Origin of the sequence: Amycolatopsis echigonensis, assembly GCF_014174495.1 — a bacterium.
In the GTDB taxonomy this organism is placed as follows: domain Bacteria; phylum Actinomycetota; class Actinomycetes; order Mycobacteriales; family Pseudonocardiaceae; genus Amycolatopsis; species Amycolatopsis echigonensis.
Genome location: NZ_JACJHR010000005.1, coordinates 159,954 through 176,322 on the forward strand (window position 1 = coordinate 159,954; position 16,369 = coordinate 176,322).

General features: G+C 69.4%; 16 protein-coding genes. 9 read left to right on the top strand and 7 right to left on the bottom strand.

Annotated elements, in window-relative coordinates; all coding sequences use genetic code 11:
- Positions 1-33: 33 nt before the first annotated feature.
- Together H5411_RS05770 and H5411_RS05775 are read left to right on the top strand one after the other, a co-directional pair.
- Positions 34-1,755 (top strand): ATP-binding cassette domain-containing protein, encoded by a 1,722-nt coding sequence (locus H5411_RS05770; protein ID WP_183123161.1) that lies wholly within the window; start codon positions 34-36, stop codon positions 1,753-1,755.
- A 159-nt stretch (positions 1,756-1,914) separates the two neighbouring features.
- Positions 1,915-2,109: a hypothetical protein gene (locus tag H5411_RS05775; protein WP_101439669.1), complete on the top strand. Its 195-nt coding sequence runs from the start codon at positions 1,915-1,917 to the stop codon at positions 2,107-2,109.
- A 287-nt stretch (positions 2,110-2,396) separates the two neighbouring features.
- On the opposite strand, the gene H5411_RS05780 is transcribed toward H5411_RS05775, so the two are convergent.
- Positions 2,397-2,969: a TetR/AcrR family transcriptional regulator gene (locus tag H5411_RS05780; RefSeq protein ID WP_101439668.1), complete on the bottom strand. Its 573-nt coding sequence runs from the start codon at positions 2,967-2,969 to the stop codon at positions 2,397-2,399.
- Positions 2,970-3,060: 91 nt separating this feature from the next.
- Between H5411_RS05780 and H5411_RS05785 the strand changes: the two genes are divergently transcribed.
- A complete protein-coding gene (locus H5411_RS05785) occupies positions 3,061-4,011 on the top strand; it encodes a ketopantoate reductase family protein (protein ID WP_101439667.1) in 951 nt (316 codons plus the stop codon).
- 398 nt (positions 4,012-4,409) lie between these two features.
- Here the strand turns inward: H5411_RS05785 and ligA are convergent, their stop codons facing one another.
- Entirely contained in the window at positions 4,410-6,401 is a 1,992-nt protein-coding gene (gene ligA, locus H5411_RS05790) for an NAD-dependent DNA ligase LigA (protein ID WP_183123162.1), read from the bottom strand.
- Positions 6,402-6,568: 167 nt separating this feature from the next.
- Positions 6,569-7,072 carry a hypothetical protein gene (locus tag H5411_RS05795; protein ID WP_101439665.1) on the bottom strand — a complete coding sequence of 168 codons (504 nt, stop codon included), beginning with the start codon at positions 7,070-7,072 and terminating at the stop codon, positions 6,569-6,571.
- Positions 7,073-7,267: 195 nt separating this feature from the next.
- Here H5411_RS05795 and H5411_RS05800 point away from each other — a divergent pair, with 195 nt between their 5' ends.
- Positions 7,268-7,768 (top strand): TetR/AcrR family transcriptional regulator, encoded by a 501-nt coding sequence (locus tag H5411_RS05800; protein ID WP_167442076.1) that lies wholly within the window; start codon positions 7,268-7,270, stop codon positions 7,766-7,768.
- 14 nt (positions 7,769-7,782) lie between these two features.
- Positions 7,783-8,133 (top strand): hypothetical protein, encoded by a 351-nt coding sequence (locus H5411_RS05805; RefSeq protein WP_101439663.1) that lies wholly within the window; start codon positions 7,783-7,785, stop codon positions 8,131-8,133.
- Between the two features lie 83 nt (positions 8,134-8,216).
- Here H5411_RS05805 and H5411_RS05810 read toward each other — a convergent pair whose 3' ends face one another.
- Positions 8,217-8,582, bottom strand: coding sequence for a winged helix-turn-helix transcriptional regulator (locus H5411_RS05810; protein ID WP_376772096.1), 366 nt, complete (start codon positions 8,580-8,582; stop codon positions 8,217-8,219).
- 93 nt (positions 8,583-8,675) lie between these two features.
- Here H5411_RS05810 and H5411_RS05815 point away from each other — a divergent pair, with 93 nt between their 5' ends.
- Entirely contained in the window at positions 8,676-9,332 is a 657-nt protein-coding gene (locus H5411_RS05815; RefSeq protein ID WP_101439662.1) for an SDR family oxidoreductase, read from the top strand.
- 261 nt (positions 9,333-9,593) lie between these two features.
- On the opposite strand, the gene H5411_RS05820 is transcribed toward H5411_RS05815, so the two are convergent.
- Positions 9,594-10,436 carry an IclR family transcriptional regulator gene (locus H5411_RS05820; RefSeq protein WP_143271474.1) on the bottom strand — a complete coding sequence of 281 codons (843 nt, stop codon included), beginning with the start codon at positions 10,434-10,436 and terminating at the stop codon, positions 9,594-9,596.
- A 693-nt stretch (positions 10,437-11,129) separates the two neighbouring features.
- Positions 11,130-11,888, bottom strand: coding sequence for an HAD family hydrolase (locus H5411_RS05825; protein ID WP_183123163.1), 759 nt, complete (start codon positions 11,886-11,888; stop codon positions 11,130-11,132).
- Positions 11,889-12,053: 165 nt separating this feature from the next.
- On the opposite strand from H5411_RS05825, the gene H5411_RS05830 reads away from it, so the two are divergent.
- On the top strand, positions 12,054-12,515 hold the full coding sequence (locus H5411_RS05830; protein WP_183123164.1) for a hypothetical protein: 462 nt from the start codon (positions 12,054-12,056) through the stop codon (positions 12,513-12,515).
- Positions 12,516-12,984: 469 nt separating this feature from the next.
- Here the strand turns inward: H5411_RS05830 and H5411_RS05835 are convergent, their stop codons facing one another.
- Entirely contained in the window at positions 12,985-13,368 is a 384-nt protein-coding gene (locus tag H5411_RS05835; RefSeq protein ID WP_101439657.1) for a hypothetical protein, read from the bottom strand.
- A gap of 1,025 nt (positions 13,369-14,393) precedes the next feature.
- Between H5411_RS05835 and H5411_RS05840 the strand changes: the two genes are divergently transcribed.
- Positions 14,394-15,245 carry a geranyl diphosphate 2-C-methyltransferase gene (locus H5411_RS05840; RefSeq protein ID WP_183123165.1) on the top strand — a complete coding sequence of 284 codons (852 nt, stop codon included), beginning with the start codon at positions 14,394-14,396 and terminating at the stop codon, positions 15,243-15,245.
- A 14-nt stretch (positions 15,246-15,259) separates the two neighbouring features.
- Complete coding sequence (locus H5411_RS05845) at positions 15,260-16,357, top strand: family 2 encapsulin nanocompartment cargo protein terpene cyclase (RefSeq protein WP_183123166.1); 1,098 nt, start codon at positions 15,260-15,262, stop codon at positions 16,355-16,357.
- Positions 16,358-16,369 lie beyond the last annotated feature (12 nt).

Genomic DNA, 16,369 nt, shown 5'->3' on the forward strand with positions numbered 1-16,369 from the left:
CCCGCACGAGCGTGCCGTGCGTACGGAGCGGACATGAGCGTCGGCCGTCTCTACTGGAACGCCCTCGCCGGGCAATGGCGCGGCGGGTTGGTCCTCCTTGCCTGCTCCGTCCTCGAAGGACTGCCCCCATTCTTCTCCGGACGGCTCGTCGAACTGGCCGTCAACAGCGGGTTCGCCGCCGGCAAGCCCGGTGTCGGCCTCAGCTGGCTCGGGGTGTTCGGCCTCGCCGCTCTCGCCGGCGCGTTCGGTTCCCGGCTCGTGTGGCGGCAGCTGGGCAAGGTCGTCGAGCCATTGCGCGACGCGCTGGTGACCGCCGTCGTGCGCGGGGTGCTGCACGATCCCGCGCCGCCGCGAAGCGGGCCGGACGCTCGCGGCGTCGCGCGGATCACCCAGCACGTCGAGGTCGTGCGCGACGCCACCGGCGGGCTTCTGGTGCAGGCCCGCGGCATGGTCGTCACGACCGCGGCGGCGGTCGCCGGACTCGTGACCGTCGCAGGGTCGCTGGCGTTGCCGGTCGTAGTCCCCGTGCTGGTCGCGCTGGCCGGATTCGCCGCACTGCTGCCGTCCCTCGCCCGGGGGCAACGCGCGCTCACGCTCGCCGACGAGGGCACCGCGGCGACCACTGGTTCGATCTTCGCCGGGATGCGGGACGTCGTCGCCTGCGGAGCCGAACCGGTCGCCGCGCTGACCGCCGACCACGCGATGGACCGTCAAGCCGCGGCTGCGGTGCGCGTCGCCAGGTCGGCGGCGCTGCGGTCAGTGATCGTGGCGCTCGGCGGGTTCGTCCCGCTGGTGCTCGCGCTCGCCCTCGCGCCGTCGATGGTCGCGCGCGGCGAACTGACCGCCGGGGCCGCGCTGGGCGCGCTCGTCTACCTGGCCACCACCCTGCAACCGGCGCTGCGCGGACTCGCCGCCACCGCGTCCACGGTCGTTCTCCGGTTGCTCGTCGCGCTGCGCCGGCTCGCCGAAACCACTGCCCCGCCCGAACGTCGCCCGGCGACCGAAAGCCCCGCCGGACTTGGCCTCACCGTCCGCGGCCTGACGTTCCGCTGGGGCGCGGCACCGGAACCGGTAGTGCGCGGCTTGAATCTGGATCTGCGCCCGGGCGAACACCTCGCCGTGGTCGGCCCGAGCGGCATCGGGAAATCGACCCTCGCCGGTCTGCTCACCGGTCTTCTGGCGCCGCAGCACGGCGAAGTCCGGCTGGGCGGCGTACGAGTCGGCCAGCTGGCCGACCGGCCCCGGCACTTGGTGCTGGTCCCGCAACAGGCGTACATCTTCGCCGGAACCCTGCGCGAAAACCTTTCCCTGTTCCACCCCGAAGCCTCCGACCGCCGCCTCGTCGCAGCCGCCGAAGCCGTCGGCGCCGCCCCGCTGCTGGCCCGCCTCGGCGGCCTGGACGCCGAACTCGGCCACGGCGCGGACGGCCTTTCCGCCGGGGAAGCCCAGCTGCTGGCGCTGGCGAGAGCCTATGCCGCGCCCGCCGGAGTCGTCGTCCTGGACGAGGCAACGTCCACTTTGGACCCAGCAGCGGAGGTCCACGCGGAACGCGCCTTCGCCGCCCGAGGAGGCACCCTGGTGGTCATCGCGCATCGGCTGTCGTCCGCGGTCCGGGCGCACCGAGTGCTGCTGATGGACGGGCGGGAAACGCTGCTGGGTAGCCACGACGAACTTCTCGCCGCCGCGCCGCGGTATGCCGAGATGATGCGGGCTTGGCTGCCGGAGCAACGGAAATCGCAGCTTGAGGCCAGTTGAACGGGGTTCGAGTCCCTTCGCACCATGAGAGGACGCGCTCGGCGTTGGCCGGATAGACGAGGTCCTTTCCGCGGACACCCGCTCAGACCTTGCGCGGTGCCGGGGCGATGAGGATCTTGCTTCCGTTGCGGCCGAGGTAGATGTCGACCTTGCAAAACCGTGGCCGGGCTCGATCCAGCCACGGTCTTCTGGTCGTCGGAGGCGGTGCGGGTCTGGACGTCGAACAGGGTGCCCGCCTGCCGCAATTCGGCGGTGACCGTGGTGCTGCCCGCCGTCGGGTCGTCGCGGACGAATCCGGTGACGCCGACCGCGCGGTTGTACCAGGTCAACGTGCCGCCGGTTCGCCTCCGCTGATGTCCGACGTCGGGTCGCGTTCGTGCTGCCCGGCCGCCGGGCAGGGCGAGACCGGTGGCGACGCGTTCCTGCCCCAGGCATGGCCGATTCTGGACGGGATCGTCCTTCGCCGAGGCTCGCGGCGCGGGATTATGCGTGAGGTGCCGGGTTTGGCTCAGCCATCGTGCGCCGCGTAGATGCCCGTTGGGACAGCGCCAACGCCGTCGCACCCGCCCTCGCTTACCGACGCCTGTCCCTGTTCAATTCTCCAGCCTGGGCAGTGTCCATTGAGGATAGTGCTCGCGTTCTCACTTCGTGCCGTGCCGCAGTCCGTCCAGCAGCAAGGTGATCACGCCGTCCGCGTCGCCTCGCCAGCCTGGGCGGTCGTGTGCCGCGCTGATCCCGTGCAGGGCCATCAGGACAGAACCCGCGCTTACGTCGTCGCGAATCGCCCCGGCTTGTGCCGCCGCGGAGACCAGGTCGGTGACCGCTTCCTCGAGAGCTCGGCTGCCCTCGGCGAGCGCCTCCGAACTGGTGGCCATCAGGGTGGCGATCGTCCGGGCGAGGCCGTGGTGGGCGTCCAGGTAGTCGATCATTCCGCGGAGAAAAGCGGCCAGCGCGTCGGCTCCGGGCAGGGTGGCCTGCGCTTCCCGGGCACGGGCGCAAAGGGTGGCGACTTCCTCGTGGTAGACCGCCTCGGCGAGCGCCTCGCGGGTGGGGAAATGGCGGTACAGGGTGCCGGTGCCCACCCCGGCCAGGCTGGCGAAGTCGTCGAAGCGCAGGTCGAAGAAATCGCCCGCGGCGAAGAGTTCCCGGGCCTTGGCGAGCAACGCGTCGCGGTTGCGCCGGGCGTCGGCGCGCAGTGGTTTGGCGTCGGGCATGCGGGACCTCTCGTTGACAACTGGAGATTGTCTCCATATTTTGGCAAGTGGAGATTGTCTCCAGTTTCAGGGTAGCCCATGAGGTGCGGCTGTGAAGATCTTGATGTTCGGACGCGGCGTGATCGCGGCGATGTGCGGCTGGGCCTTGGAGCGGGCGGGGCACGAGGTCGAGTTCTACGTCCGTCCGGGCCGGGCGGCGGAGTACGGGAGCTCGATCGATCTCGATCTCCGGGACCTGCGGGCGTGGGGACGGCGAGTCGTCGAGAACTGGCCGGTGCGTTACCGCGAGGAGCTGGAGCCGGACCACGGGTTCGACCTGATTGTGCTGAGCGTCCAGCACTACCGGCTCGCGGAGGCAGCGGCTTTCCTGGCCCCGCGCGTCGGGAAAGCCACGGTGCTGGTTTTCGGCAACATCTGGTCCGAACCGCTGGACGCGATCGGCGACCTTCCCGTCGACCAGGTCGCGTGGGGCTTCCCCCAGGCCGGCGGCGGTTTCGGCGAGGACGGCGTGCTCCGCGGGATGATCCTGCCCTTCGCCGGGTTCGGGGCTCTCGGCGCGCCGCCATCCGAACGAGAGCGGACGGTACGGCAGGTGTTCCGCGACGCCGGGTTCCGTCTCCGGGAGCAACCAGATTTCCGCGGCTGGCTGTGGGTTCATTTCGCCTCGGACGCGGGTTTGCACTCGCAGGGCGTGCGGGTGGGCTCGCTGAGTTCGCTGGCAAAGTCGCGGGGTGATTTGCGCGAGGGGTTGCTGGCTGGACGGGAGCTTCTGCCCCTTCTCGAAGCCCGTGGCGTCGACCTGCGGCGGCACCGAGGCGGAACGCTGCTGTTCCGGGCACCGACTTGGCTGACCGCTCGGGTACTCGTCTGGCTGCTGGCTCATTTCGCCCCGGCGCGCGTGAGTTTCGCGGCGCACTCCGATCCGGACGCACGCGAGCCGCGCGAGATCTGCCGAGACGCACTGTCGGAAGCTCGACGGCTGGGCGTCCCAGTCCCCCGGCTGGAGGCGGCTGAGCCGTACTTCGCTGTAGACAGGAACTGAGCCGCGGGGCGGGGTTTGGCTGCGCTGTGGATCGCTCGACGGGTGGGCGAAGCTGTGCAAGCATTCGTCTCGACAGGGGTCTGCTCTGAGTGCCAACGTGAGCTCGGCCGGTTGCGGCGTCCAAACGACCGGGCGCGCGAACCCCGGCTTAGAGCAACGATCGGCAGCCCCGCGCACGCGACCGCGCCGCTGGTTGCCACCGACCGGCGGTGACCGTTCGTGCGGCCCGACACCTTGCCGCACCGCCGACGAGCCATTCCAAGCAAAGCCTTGCCGCGCAAGAGACTCTAGGCAGTCCGCCGTACCGAGACAGCACGCCACCGCAGCCCGGCGACTCGCCTTCCCTCTCCCGGTGGAACGACCTGGCCGCCCGCTGCGGGAAACGCGGCACCCCAGGGTCACACCACTCCAGCCGCGATCAGCTGCTCCCAGATCACCCCCTGATCCACGACCTCGACGCCGAGTTTCTCGGCTTTCGTGAGTTTGCTCGCGCCGACGTCGGCGCCGGTGATCAGCAGGTCGGTGCTCGCCGAGACTGACGACGCGGTGGTCGCGCCCGCTGTTTCGCACAGGCGCTGGAAGGTGGGGCGCGGCACCTTCTCCCCCGATCGCGGGTCGCTGATCGCTCCGGTGACCACCACGGTCTTGCCCTCCAGCGGCGCTCCCGCGACGACCGCCGGCGGGAGGTCTTCCTCCAGGACGTCCAGGGAGACCCCGCGTTCCCGCAGGCGTTCGAGTTCCGGGCGCAAGCGGGTGAGGTGCTCCACCAGCGAGGCGGCGACCTTCGGCCCGATGTCCTCGACCTCCACGAGCCCGTCGACCCCCGCGTCCAGAACCTCTTCCAGCGAACCGAATCCGGCCCGGCACAGCCGTGCGGCGGTGCCTTCCGACGCCATCGGGATCGCGAGCCCGATCAGCGCGCGGCGCAGTCCGACCCGGCGGCTGGCGTCGATCGACTCGATCATCCGCGTCGCCGAGACCTCGCCGATGCGGTCGAATTCCAGCAGGCGTTCCTTGGTCAGCCGGTAGAAGTCAGACGGATGCTCCAAGATCCCGGCCTCGGCCAGCCGTTCGATCCACACGCCGCCGATCGCGTCGATGTCCGCCGCCGCCCTGGACGCCCAGTGGATCAGCCGCCGCACGGTCTGGGCGGGGCAGGAAACGTTGGTGCAGAACAATTCCCGACTGTTGCCCTGTTCGGTGAGCGGCTGCCCGCACGACGGGCACGTCGACGGCGGCACGATCTCCCGCTCCGCTCCGGTGCGTTTCGACTCGTCGAGCACCCCGGCGACGAACGGGATCACGTCGCCCGCGCGACGCACCAGCACTGTGTCGCCGATCTTGATGCCGCGGGCGCGGATGACCTCCTGGTTGGCCAGCGTCGCGCGCGTCACCGTGGTCCCGCCCACGAAGACCGGCTCCAGCCACGCGACCGGGGCGATCTTGCCGGTCTTGCCGACATCCCAGACCACATCGGACAGTACGGTCGTCTTTTCCTCGGCCGCGAACTTGTACGCCAGCGCCCCGCGCGGCGAACTCGAACGGGTGCCCGCGGCGGCGTACGCGGCGCGGTCGGCGAGCCGCAGAACGGCACCGTCGATGTCGTAGTCCAGGTCGTTGCGCTGCTGTTCGATCGCGGTGATCACGGCCTGCGCGGAGGCCGCGTCGGGGCAGCGACGCATCTCCGCCGCGGTGAACCCGAGCGCCAGCAGGCCGCTGCCCAGGTCGGTTTCCGCGCTGCCGGGCTCGGTGTCCAAGTCGAAGGCGAAGAACCGCAGCCGCCGCTCGGCCACCGCGGCCGGGTCTTTCGCGCGCAGCGTGCCCGCCGCGGCGTTGCGGGGGTTGATCAGCGGCTTGTCCGGGTGCGCGGTGTTGTAGGCGGCGAACGTCGAGCGCAGCATCACCGCCTCGCCGCGCACTTCGACCCGGCCCGGGGCGCTGACCTGGTGCGGAATGCCGTCCGTCAGCGCCCGTACCAGCATGGTCACGTCGTCGCCGGTGGTCCCGTCGCCCCGGGTGACCGCTCGCGCGAGGCGGCCGTCCTCGTACACCAGCGCCAGCGACAGGCCGTCGAGCTTGGGCATCACGACGACCGGCTGGCCAGGGAACCGGTCGAAGAACGCCTCGACCTGCTCCGGCTTCGTCGCCTTCTCCAGCGACAGCATCGGCCGCGAATGCCGGATCGGCGCGTGCAGCACCGCCGGCCCGCCCACCTGGTCCAGCGGATTCGGGTCCGGGGCCAGCTCCGGGCTCGCCTCGATCAACCCGCGCAGCTCGTCCTCGATCGCGTCGTACTCCGCGTCCGCCACCACCGGCGAACCCCGGTAGTACGCGTCGCGCAGCACGACGATCTGGTCGGCGAGCTCCTGAATACGTTCCCGAACGTCCACGAACCGGAACGCTACCTGGCCCCACCGACAAAACCGGGCTGCGACGCAACGACAGCCCCGCCTCGACCCGTCGCTCCGGAAGGGCCGCGCGGCGCTGACGCCAGATATTCGGCGGTTGGGGACCGTCCATTTCGGACCGGCTGCCTGCCGAACTGGCGCGGATCCGGTCAGGATGCGGTGTCGAGTTCCTCCAGCGCACGGGCAAGTCGCTTGATCGCCGACCGCCCCTCGTCGACCTGCAGACGGGCGAATTCGTACCCGAGGACGCCTTCTCCGGTAACGCCGATCTGGCCCTGGAGCGCCTGTGCCACGCCAGAGTTCAACTGGGGTTCCGAGACCCAGGCCAGCTGGTCGAGCGCCCACGACCGCAGCGGCTTTCCGGGTGCGGCCCGGACGATGCCGCCGACGGTGAACAGCGCAACGCGGTGCGAAGTGAATGCGAAGACGAACCGGCCCGGCGTCGAGATCGGCACCTGCGGGACTTCGGCCTGCCCGCGACGAGCGGCGAGCGCCATCCCGGCCGCGCCCGCGAACCCGGCAATGCCCGCCGCGCCGCCGATCATCGTCTTGCGCACGCCGCCCGCGCGAAACGCGATCAATGCGTTCAGCACGCGCTCCCCCGCCACGAGCTCCCCGGCGAGGCGGCTCTCCACCTTGTCCCGCAGCGTCACGGTTCACGGCCTTTCTTGACTCAGCACTCCGTTCCGCCGTCGCTCGCGACCTGGCGGTTCCAGGAGGTTATGCATGCCGGACGTGGCTGGTGACGGGATTTCCTCCGACACCTAGGGCTGTCTCTCAATGTCCCGGAAGTTTTTGAGGAACGATCGTTCTTGACTGATCGTTCCTCAAAAGACTACCGTCGAGGCATGGGCAGGCGGAGGGCGTTCGATGAGGAGGAGGTGGTGCGCGCCGCCGTAGGGTTGTTCGGCGGCCGCGCGTACGACGGGGTGTCGGTCGACGACCTGGTCAACCACCTCGGCGTGCACCGCAACAGCCTGTACAAGACGTTCGGCAGCAAGCGCGGCCTCTACCTGGTCGCCCTGCGCCGCCACGTCGCGGATGACGTGCAGCCGTTGGCCGAAGCGCTCGCCGCGGCAGCGGATGCCGAGACCGCGCTGCGGCTCGTCACGTCGGCCGACCTCGGACTGCTATTGCTCGCGGCGGTCGAACGGGCACCGGCCGACGACGAGGTAGCCGAGGAGGTGGCCGCAGCGTTGGCCACGCTCGACCGTGCGGTCTCCGACGCGCTCGACATCTCCCCTGCCCTGGCGTCCGCCCTCACCGCTGCCGCACTGGGCATCCGGCTGCGCGGCAATCCCGACGAGGCGCGCATCGCGTTGACCCAACGGCTCGATCCTCTTGACTGACAAGGAACACTGACATGGCACTGGTCCACATCGACGGCGACGACCTCGTTGTCGTGATCGAAGGTCTCGACAAGCTCTGGGCCCTCAAGAGCAGCCTGACCATCCCGCTGGCCAACGTCCGCGGCGCGACCGCGGACCCCGGCATCGCCGCCGAGCGCAAGGGGATCCGCGCGCCGGGCGCCCACCTGCCCGGGGTGATCACGGCCGGCACGTTCCATCTCGACGGCGAAAAGGTCTTCTGGGACGTCAAGGATGCGTCGAAAGCCGTCGTGATCGAGCTCGCCGACGAACGCTACGCCCGCCTGGTCGTCCAGGTCGACGACCCGCGCGCGACCGTGGAGCTGGTCGAGAACGCCTTGCGGTGAACGATGTTCTCCCGCTTTTTCAGGGCAGAACAGTCGCCGCGGCCGGGGACCCGGGTGCTGCTGATCTGCGGCACGAACGGCGCTCAAGCCCCTTGCCGTGCCGACTGAGCGCGTACGCGGGCTTCCAGAATTTCGGGGACATGGCTTTCCGCCCATTCGCGGACCGCGCGCAGCGGCACCAGCAGGGACTGGCCGAGGTCGGTGAGCCCATACTCGACGCGCGGCGGCTGTTCCGCGTACTCGACCCGGGCGAGCAGGCCGTCCTCCTCCATCGCGCGCAGCGTTTCGGTCAGCACCTTCGGGGTGACGCCCTGGATTCTCTCCGCCAGCACCGTGAAGCGCAGCGGGCCGTGCTCCAGCGCGTTGACCACGAAGACCGTCCACCGCGCCCCGATCCGGTGCAGCACCACCCGTGACGGGCAGCTGGCGGACATGACGTTGTAGCCCACGGCGGTTCCTCCGGTTCCGGTTACGTTGAAGTACCTGGTTACTTTTCCATAGCCTACTTCGGCCACGGCAGACCGACGGAACGGAGAAGGACCATGGGCAACCGGCTGGCCGGACAAACAGTGCTGGTGCTGGGCGGACGGCATCTGGGCGCGGCGATCGCCGAGGCCGCGGCCGACGAGGGCGCGAAGGTGCACGTCGCGTCGCATCGGCCCGGCGGACTGCACATCGACCTGCGCGACGAGGCCACCATCGCCGCCGCGGCCGCCGCGCTCGGGCCGGTCGATCATCTCGTCAACACGGCGGCGGCGCCGCACGCGGTGCCGATCCGCGAACTCGACCGCGACAAGACCGTCGACGCCTTCACCGCCAAGGTCATCGGCCCCTTACTACTCGCGAAACACTTCACGATCCGGCGGTCGCTGCTGCTGTTCTCCGGGCAGGTCGGCTGGCGCCCGGCGCGCGGAAGCGTGGTGACCGGCGTGACCAACGGAGCGGCCGCGTTCGCCGCGCAACATCTCGCCGCCGAGCTCGCGCCGGTTCGGGTCAACGCGTTGTCGCCGGGAATCATCGACTCCGGAGTCTGGGACGGCAAGGGCGACGGCAAACCGGACTTCCTCGCGAACGCCGCACAGCGGACCCTCGTCGGACGCACCGGCACCGTCACCGACGTGACCGACGCGGTACTGTGGTTGCTGCGGGCCGAATTTCTCACCGGTGAAACCATTCACCTCGAAGGCGGCCGCCCCTGACCGGAAGGAACTCAACGAGTTGACCGGTGCCGACGGAGGAAAGCCTGTCGGCACCGGCGCTGCACCGATGCTGGGCGAACGGGGTCAGCGGGTTCCAAAGTTCGTCGCAGCGATGCTGGCTCGGGATCTCGTTGCTGAACTGGCTGTCCCCCGCCGCGGTGAGGGCACGACCGGCGAACATCGAACCGGAGAGAACCCCCGCGAAATTACGCCATCCCCCGAACACCCATTCCGCCTTCCGGACGCATTCAAACACCGTAGCTATTCCACCTGACGGATGGATTTCGCGCTCCGCCCATCAGCCGCCACCGTTTCGCGGAGGATTCGCTGCGCCGTCATCCGGGTCGCTTGCAGGGACGAATGCGCTTCCCGCGAATTGAACACCCGGCGCGGGGCGGCCACGCTCAGCGCCGCCACCGGTGTCCCGGTCGCGTTGAACACCGGCACCGCCGCGGCGAGCAGCGCGCCGGGGAGGCGCGGGTTGAACGACACCTCGCGCTGCCTGATGTCTCGCAGTTCCGTGCTCAGCCACGCAGGAAGACCACTGCCGCTCTCGTCCTCTCCACGGTAACCGGCGAACGCGGCGAAGCGCGCGGCGAGACCCGGGTCGAACGCCATCAGCACTCTTCCCGCCGCGCTTCCGGCCAGTTGCGAATCGTTTTCTATCCGTTCAGCCAGCGAACAATAGCCGCTGCTGTAGATCAAATGCACGAAATCGACGACATTGCCGCTGGCGACCCCGAGGCCGACCAGGTAGCCGGTGCGCCAGTGGATGTCGATCAGCGACGGAAGAATGCCTCTTCGCAACCGTTGCAGTTCCTGGGTCGAATCGGGCCTGGCGAGCCGGCACACCGCTTCCCCGTGCCGGTAATGGTAGCCCGCCCGCACGACCATTCCGTATCCCTGCATCTCGGCGAGAAGCCGGTGCACCGTGCTTTTCGGCAGCCGGGTCGACCGCGATATCTCGCTCAGAGTTTCGATCCCGCCCGAATCGCGGATAGCACTCAGGATCGAAAGCGCCCGGGGAATCGGCCTGCGCGGGACCACGCTCGTGCAAGCCCATTGCCCGTTATCCTCACTCATAGTCACGGCCGCAACCTCCACCGAATCATCAGTCCGTCGTGCGCACGCGCCGTCCAGCCGCCGGGAACCTCGTCCCCAGATGCCTCGGCGCGCCTGCGCGACCGCTGCCCATGCGGTCTCGACGCCCTCCGCCGTTCACGGGCGGCCCGCGCCTCGCCGCCGCCCGATTTGTTCGCCACCCGCGTCTTTCGCGACGCCGCCCTGCTTTCGCGCCTTCATGCTTGCCCAGGACCGCGTCCGGCACAACCGGTCGCACCCGTTCACTGAAAGAGATCGCCCCAGTGGCGCAGCGCGTTGGCCTGCACGCCTCGTCGCGCGACAGGTCCGTCCCCGCAAACGGCCGCGAACGGTCGCTCTGCGTTGCCATCGCGCGCTCACGCGCCGTCGTGGTCGCGGGCCGTGACCATTGCTTCCCCGCTTTTGTCCGCCGCAGAACCGGGGTGCAACGTCCTGCGAGGTTCCGGCGAAGAATCGTCGCGGCCCGAGAATATTCTGGGCCGTCGCCCCCCCACGACGGCGAGGATGCGCTGTCCGTGCCAACAACGGGAGGACCGGCGGAAGCCGCTTCCGGCGGCCGCCGCGTCAATGTTCCAGGCCGCGGAACAGCGCCTTGACTTTCGGACGACGAAAGGACCGGCGCGACGTCATCAGCGAACTACGCCGTCCATCGCGATTGCGCTGGCACACCGCACGATCCGTTCAAAGCGCGAGCAATCAGCGAAGCAGCGCACCGTCTTCTCGACGTGAGAGGAGCGTCGGTCGCGCAGCTGCCGTGCGGGCGACCAACCGTGCGCACACTCGGAGGATCGAGCGCCGGTCGGCGACCTGCCAGCGCTGACCAGCGGCAAGCCGTTTTAACTCGGCATCCGGTTCGAAGGCCACAGCCTTGCCTACGCACGGGAAGATCTCCGCGTCCGAGGCGGAATTCCCGATCGCGAGGAAGTTCTCCGTGTCGAACCCGGTCGCTTCGGCGAGGCAGCGCATGAAGGCGAGTTTGCCCCCGGCCGCGCCAGGGGCGGACAACAGACGTCCGGTGAGCCTGCCGTCGGCCACCTCCACGACGGCACCGTGCCCGCCGGTCAGCCCGAGGTCGATCGCCGCCTCCTGCACCGGGAAATCGGGACTGCCCGACAGCAGATAGATCCGGTATCCGCTCCCCCGTAGCAACGAAAGCAGTTCCGGGACAAAGGAAAACAGCTTCCCCCGGCTCGCCCGACAGATTTTCTCCGCCGCGAACCGGGTCTGCTCGACCGACGCGCCTTTCATCGCGTACCGCCGGTAGATCTCGTCCATCAGCCCGGGCGGCGCTTTCTCGGTGGCCGCGAGCTGTCCGATGGCCTCCAGGCAGGACAGCCCCGCTTGCCGGTCGCAGGCACCGTCGTCGATCAGAATGTGCACGTAATGCCTCATGGTGTGCCCGGGAAGCAGGGGGCCGTCCAAGTCCAGAATGGCGTATTTCGTCGCGCGGTTCATGATTCGCGCTGATTCTTCACAGCCACGAAAAACAGCCCTTCCGTGTGCGCTTCAGGTGATCCGGGTTGACGGTACAGCGGCGCGCGTCCGGGTTGAGCAGCTTGTTCCATGTCCCGGCACTCACTCCACTGTCACGTATATTCCGTTGCTCCAGAGCAGCCACCGGTGGAAGGTGGACTCGTGGATACTGGAACGAGACACGCCTGCGTGACATCGCTTCTCGCGTTGGCGAGCAGTCCGGCCTACCAGGACCGGATCGACGCCGGGTGGGGCTTGGCACGCTTCGCCGAGGTCGCTGAGGCTCAACCGGTGCTGGTGAGACTCGTGCTGGACAATAAAGACACGGGCGTCACCTACGAGACCACGGAAGCGTTGCTCCGGCGATTCGATGCCCTTGGCCTCAGTTTGGTGGCGACAGCATTCGCGACGGCTGATGAGAACCACGCGGACTGGATCTACTCAGCGATCTCCAAGGTCTTGGGGATCTCGACCGGCGAACGCGACGCGGCGGTCGGGATCTGCGAGCCGCTCACGCACAGCGCGAACGAGGAGCTGCGGCGCGGAGCGACACGCCTCCTCAAGGAGATCAAGAGTCTTACTCCGATCCTCACCACGATTCGGCGCTGATGGCACGGGCCCGTCCATTCAGCCCGGTGGGTACTCGGTGTCCACATCAGACGCCTCCAACCGTCAGACCTCGTCGCCAGCGCGATAAAGTCAGCCTCTCGACGGTCGCCGGAAGCCGCGCCCGGCCAGCAGCGTGCCGTCCTAACCACGATCGGGCTGTACCGATTACCGTGCGCCGCGACGTACCCGATCGAGGTCTCCCCGACAGACACTAGGGAGAGGGCGCTTACCAGGAAGCCGCCGACGAGGAACCAGCCGCGTCCGGAGGAGATGAACACCGCCGCGGACGCCACCGAGCTGGAGGTCACGAACCTCAGCCCGCGGATCCGCCGAGCACCACCACCCAGAGACAGCACCATCCGGCACGCAGGGCGACGACTCGACCGCTCGGCGGAGTGCTTCCTGCGCGCGGAATCCTCTGCCACAGCGGGCCTTTTCGTGGACACGCCGGGAATCGCGGCACGTCCGGCTACCGGCGAGCGTGCTGTCCCTCGGCCGGGGTCCGGAAGAACGACCGCACCGGCAGCAGCAGTCCCGCCAGCGACAGCACTACGAAGACCACCTGATGCACATGGTCCGTCCCCGGCGGCAACCGGAACACGAGATGCGCCAGCCAGAACAGCGGGTAGAACCACAACGCGAACCACGCCCACCGCTCCCCGGCGCGGAACGGGACGACCGCGATGAGCCCGCCGAACAGCCCGAGCCCGGCGGTCGCGAGCGCGTCCGTGCGGTAGAGAAGGGCGTCCCCGGCGGGCGGCACGATCGCGACCACGATCCCGAACCCGAGGATCCCCGCACTGACCACCGCGAGGCAGATCCAGCCGATCCGCATCGGCGCGCCACCGTTCATCCGGCGAATTTACTCCGCTTCCGCCGGTTTCCGCACGAGCAAACTCGGCCTGATGGCAGGGAGTAAGCGCACCGCTCCGGATCGGGACGTCGCCGCACGCCCGGCGAACTCACCCCGCCACCGCCAGTTCCAGCACATCCACCCTGGCAGCAGGACGCAAGCACGCCACTCCACCTCGAGACGCCGCTACTCACCCGGCTGACTCGCCCCGGCCAGCACACCTACCCCACGGCCCGGCGTAAGCACGCCACTCCGCATCCGCACGCCACCGCCCACCCATCCTGACGGCAGGACATACGGACGCCACTCCACACCGACACGCCACCATTCACCCGGCGGACGCACCCCCGGAACCAGCACACCCACCCCCACGGCAGGACGCAAGCACGCCGCTCCGCACCAGCGCCCTGCCACCCACCCGGCGCACTTCCCCGACACCACCGGCCCAGGCATCAACGCGCCAACCCGCACGGCCCGGCTTAAGCACGCCGCTCCGCACCAGTGGCCCGCCACGACCGGCCCCCGGCACGTTCGATCGCCACCAGCGCGACACAACCCGGCCGAACCGCGTCAGCGCACCGCCGTCCACCCGCCAGACTCGCCGACCGCCCCAATCCCAGCCCTCGGCCGCCCACGCATCTGGACGGCCCTTTGCCACCCGCCCGCAGCGGTGCGGCGCCCCCGCCCGCCACCGCTGGCCCCACCAGGCGTCACCCGTCTGCCAGGATCGCGCACGGGCTGTCGCCCGCCGTCATCCGCCCGTGTCCGCGGCGGCATCGAACGTGGCCCGGCGGCCGGCGTGCGACCACCCCGCAGGAGCCGCTTTCTAGGCCAGAAGAGGCACGCCGCACGACTCCCGCCAGCCCGCGAGTGAATTACCGCGAATCGTCTTGTCCGCGGAAAAGAATTCTCGCTAGCCTCGGGCCCGGAGGGAGAAAAGCCGACCGCTTCCGCCAGGCCGGAAGCGCGCCGTCGCAGTTCGCCGCGCGCCGACCGGAAATCGCGTTCCGAAAAGGGAGTACATGATGACGTCTGTTGCCCGTCCGGTTGCCCGCACCGCGTATCAGCAGTCGGTCGCCGACTACTGGAATGCCGAAAAGGATCCGGTCAACCTGCGCCTCGGCGACGTCGACGGGCTTTACCACCACCACTACGGCATCGGCGACTACGATCCGTCCGTCCTGGACGGACGCGGGGAAAAGCGCGACAAGGCGATCATCGCCGAGCTGCACCGCCTGGAGACGGCGCAGTCGCAGTTTTTGCTGGGGCACCTCGGAGACATCGATCCCACGGCCCGGCTCCTCGACGCCGGATGCGGACGCGGCGGCACGAGCGTGCAGGCGCACCAGCGGTTCGGCTGCCGGGTGGACGGCATCTCCATTTCCGAGCAGCAGGTCGATTTCGCCAATGAACAGGCCCGGCTGCGCGGAATCGACGGCGCGGTGCGATTCCACCTCCGCAACATGCTCGACACCGGATTCGAAAGCGGCGATTTCGCCGGGATCTGGAACAACGAAAGCACGATGTACGTCGATCTGCACGAGCTCTTCGCCGAACACGCGCGGCAGCTCGCCCCGGGCGGGCGATTCGTGACCATCACCGGATGCTACAACGACCTGACCGGCGGGCGTTCGCGCGCGGTGAGCCAGATCGACCAGCATTACATCTGCAATATCCACGCGCGCGGCGACTATTTCAAAGCCCTGGCCGCGAACGGATTCGTCCCGATCAACGTGGTGGACCTGACCGAGGCGACGATCCCGTACTGGGAGCTGCGCGAGCAGTCCTCCGTCGCGACCAGCATCGAAAAGCCGTTCCTGACCGCCTATCGCGAGGGCAGCTTCCACTACCTGCTCATCGCCGCCGACCGCGTCTGAGCGGGAGGGACAACATGTCCGGAATCGCAGCGGTCCGCCCGGACTTCGCGTGGGCGGGTCCGGTCGGGCTCGGGACCTCGGCGGCGCGGATCGCGGAGCAGTTCGCGCCGGCGCGCGGGCAGGATCCGGCGTACGCGGAGCGGGAATGGGGCGACGGCAGCGCGTCGCCGCTGTACTGCCCGGTCGTGCGGCGGGTGGACGAGCCGCTCGCCGAGGAGGTGGACCGGCGGCTCGTCGCGTGGGCGCAGGACTGCGGGTTCGAGGGCGAGGGACTGGACCAGATCGCGCGCGCCACGTTCGGCAGGCTCGTGATGCTCGCCCACCCGGACTGCGACGATCCCGACCGGCTGCTGCTCGCCGCGCAGCTCAACGCGGTGTGGTGGGCGGCCGACGACTACTACGCCGACGACAGTTCCCTCGGCGCCTCGCCGACCGAACTCCCGCCGCGGCTGGCGCTGGTCATGGCCGCGATGGACCCGGTCGCGCCCGCCGGCGAGTTCTCCGCGCCGCTGGAAGAGGCGCTGCGCGCGGATCCGATCCGGGTCGGGTTCCGCTCGGCGGTCGACCATCTCGGCAGGCACGGTTCGCCGGTGCTGGTCCAGCGGGTCTGCTACTCGACGTTCGCGATGTTCGTGAGCTGGGACGCCTACGCGGCGTGGCGCCACACCGGCCGCTATCCCCCGGCTTGGGAGTACCTGGCGGCCCGCCAGCACGACAGCTTCTACACCTCGATGACCCTCATCGACGCCGTCGGCGGGTACGAACTGCCCGCGCCGTTCTGCTACGACCCGCGCGTGCGGGAGGCGATGATGCGCGCGGGCACCGCGACGGTCCTGGTCAACGACCTCCATTCGGTGGCCAAGGACGCGGCCGACGAGAACCCGGTCTGCAACATGGTGCTCCAGATCGCCGCCGACCGGAACTGCCCGGTCTCCGAGGCGGTCGAGACCACCGTCGCGCTGCACAACCGGATCGTGCGCGAGTTCGAGGAGGGCCATCGCGCGCTGCTCGCGATCCCGTCGCCGGAACTGCAGCGCTTCCTCGCCGGCGTCCGCGACTGGATGGGCGGCGGCTTCGAATGGCACGCGACGAACCCTCGCTACCGATCCTGATCCCAGACCCCT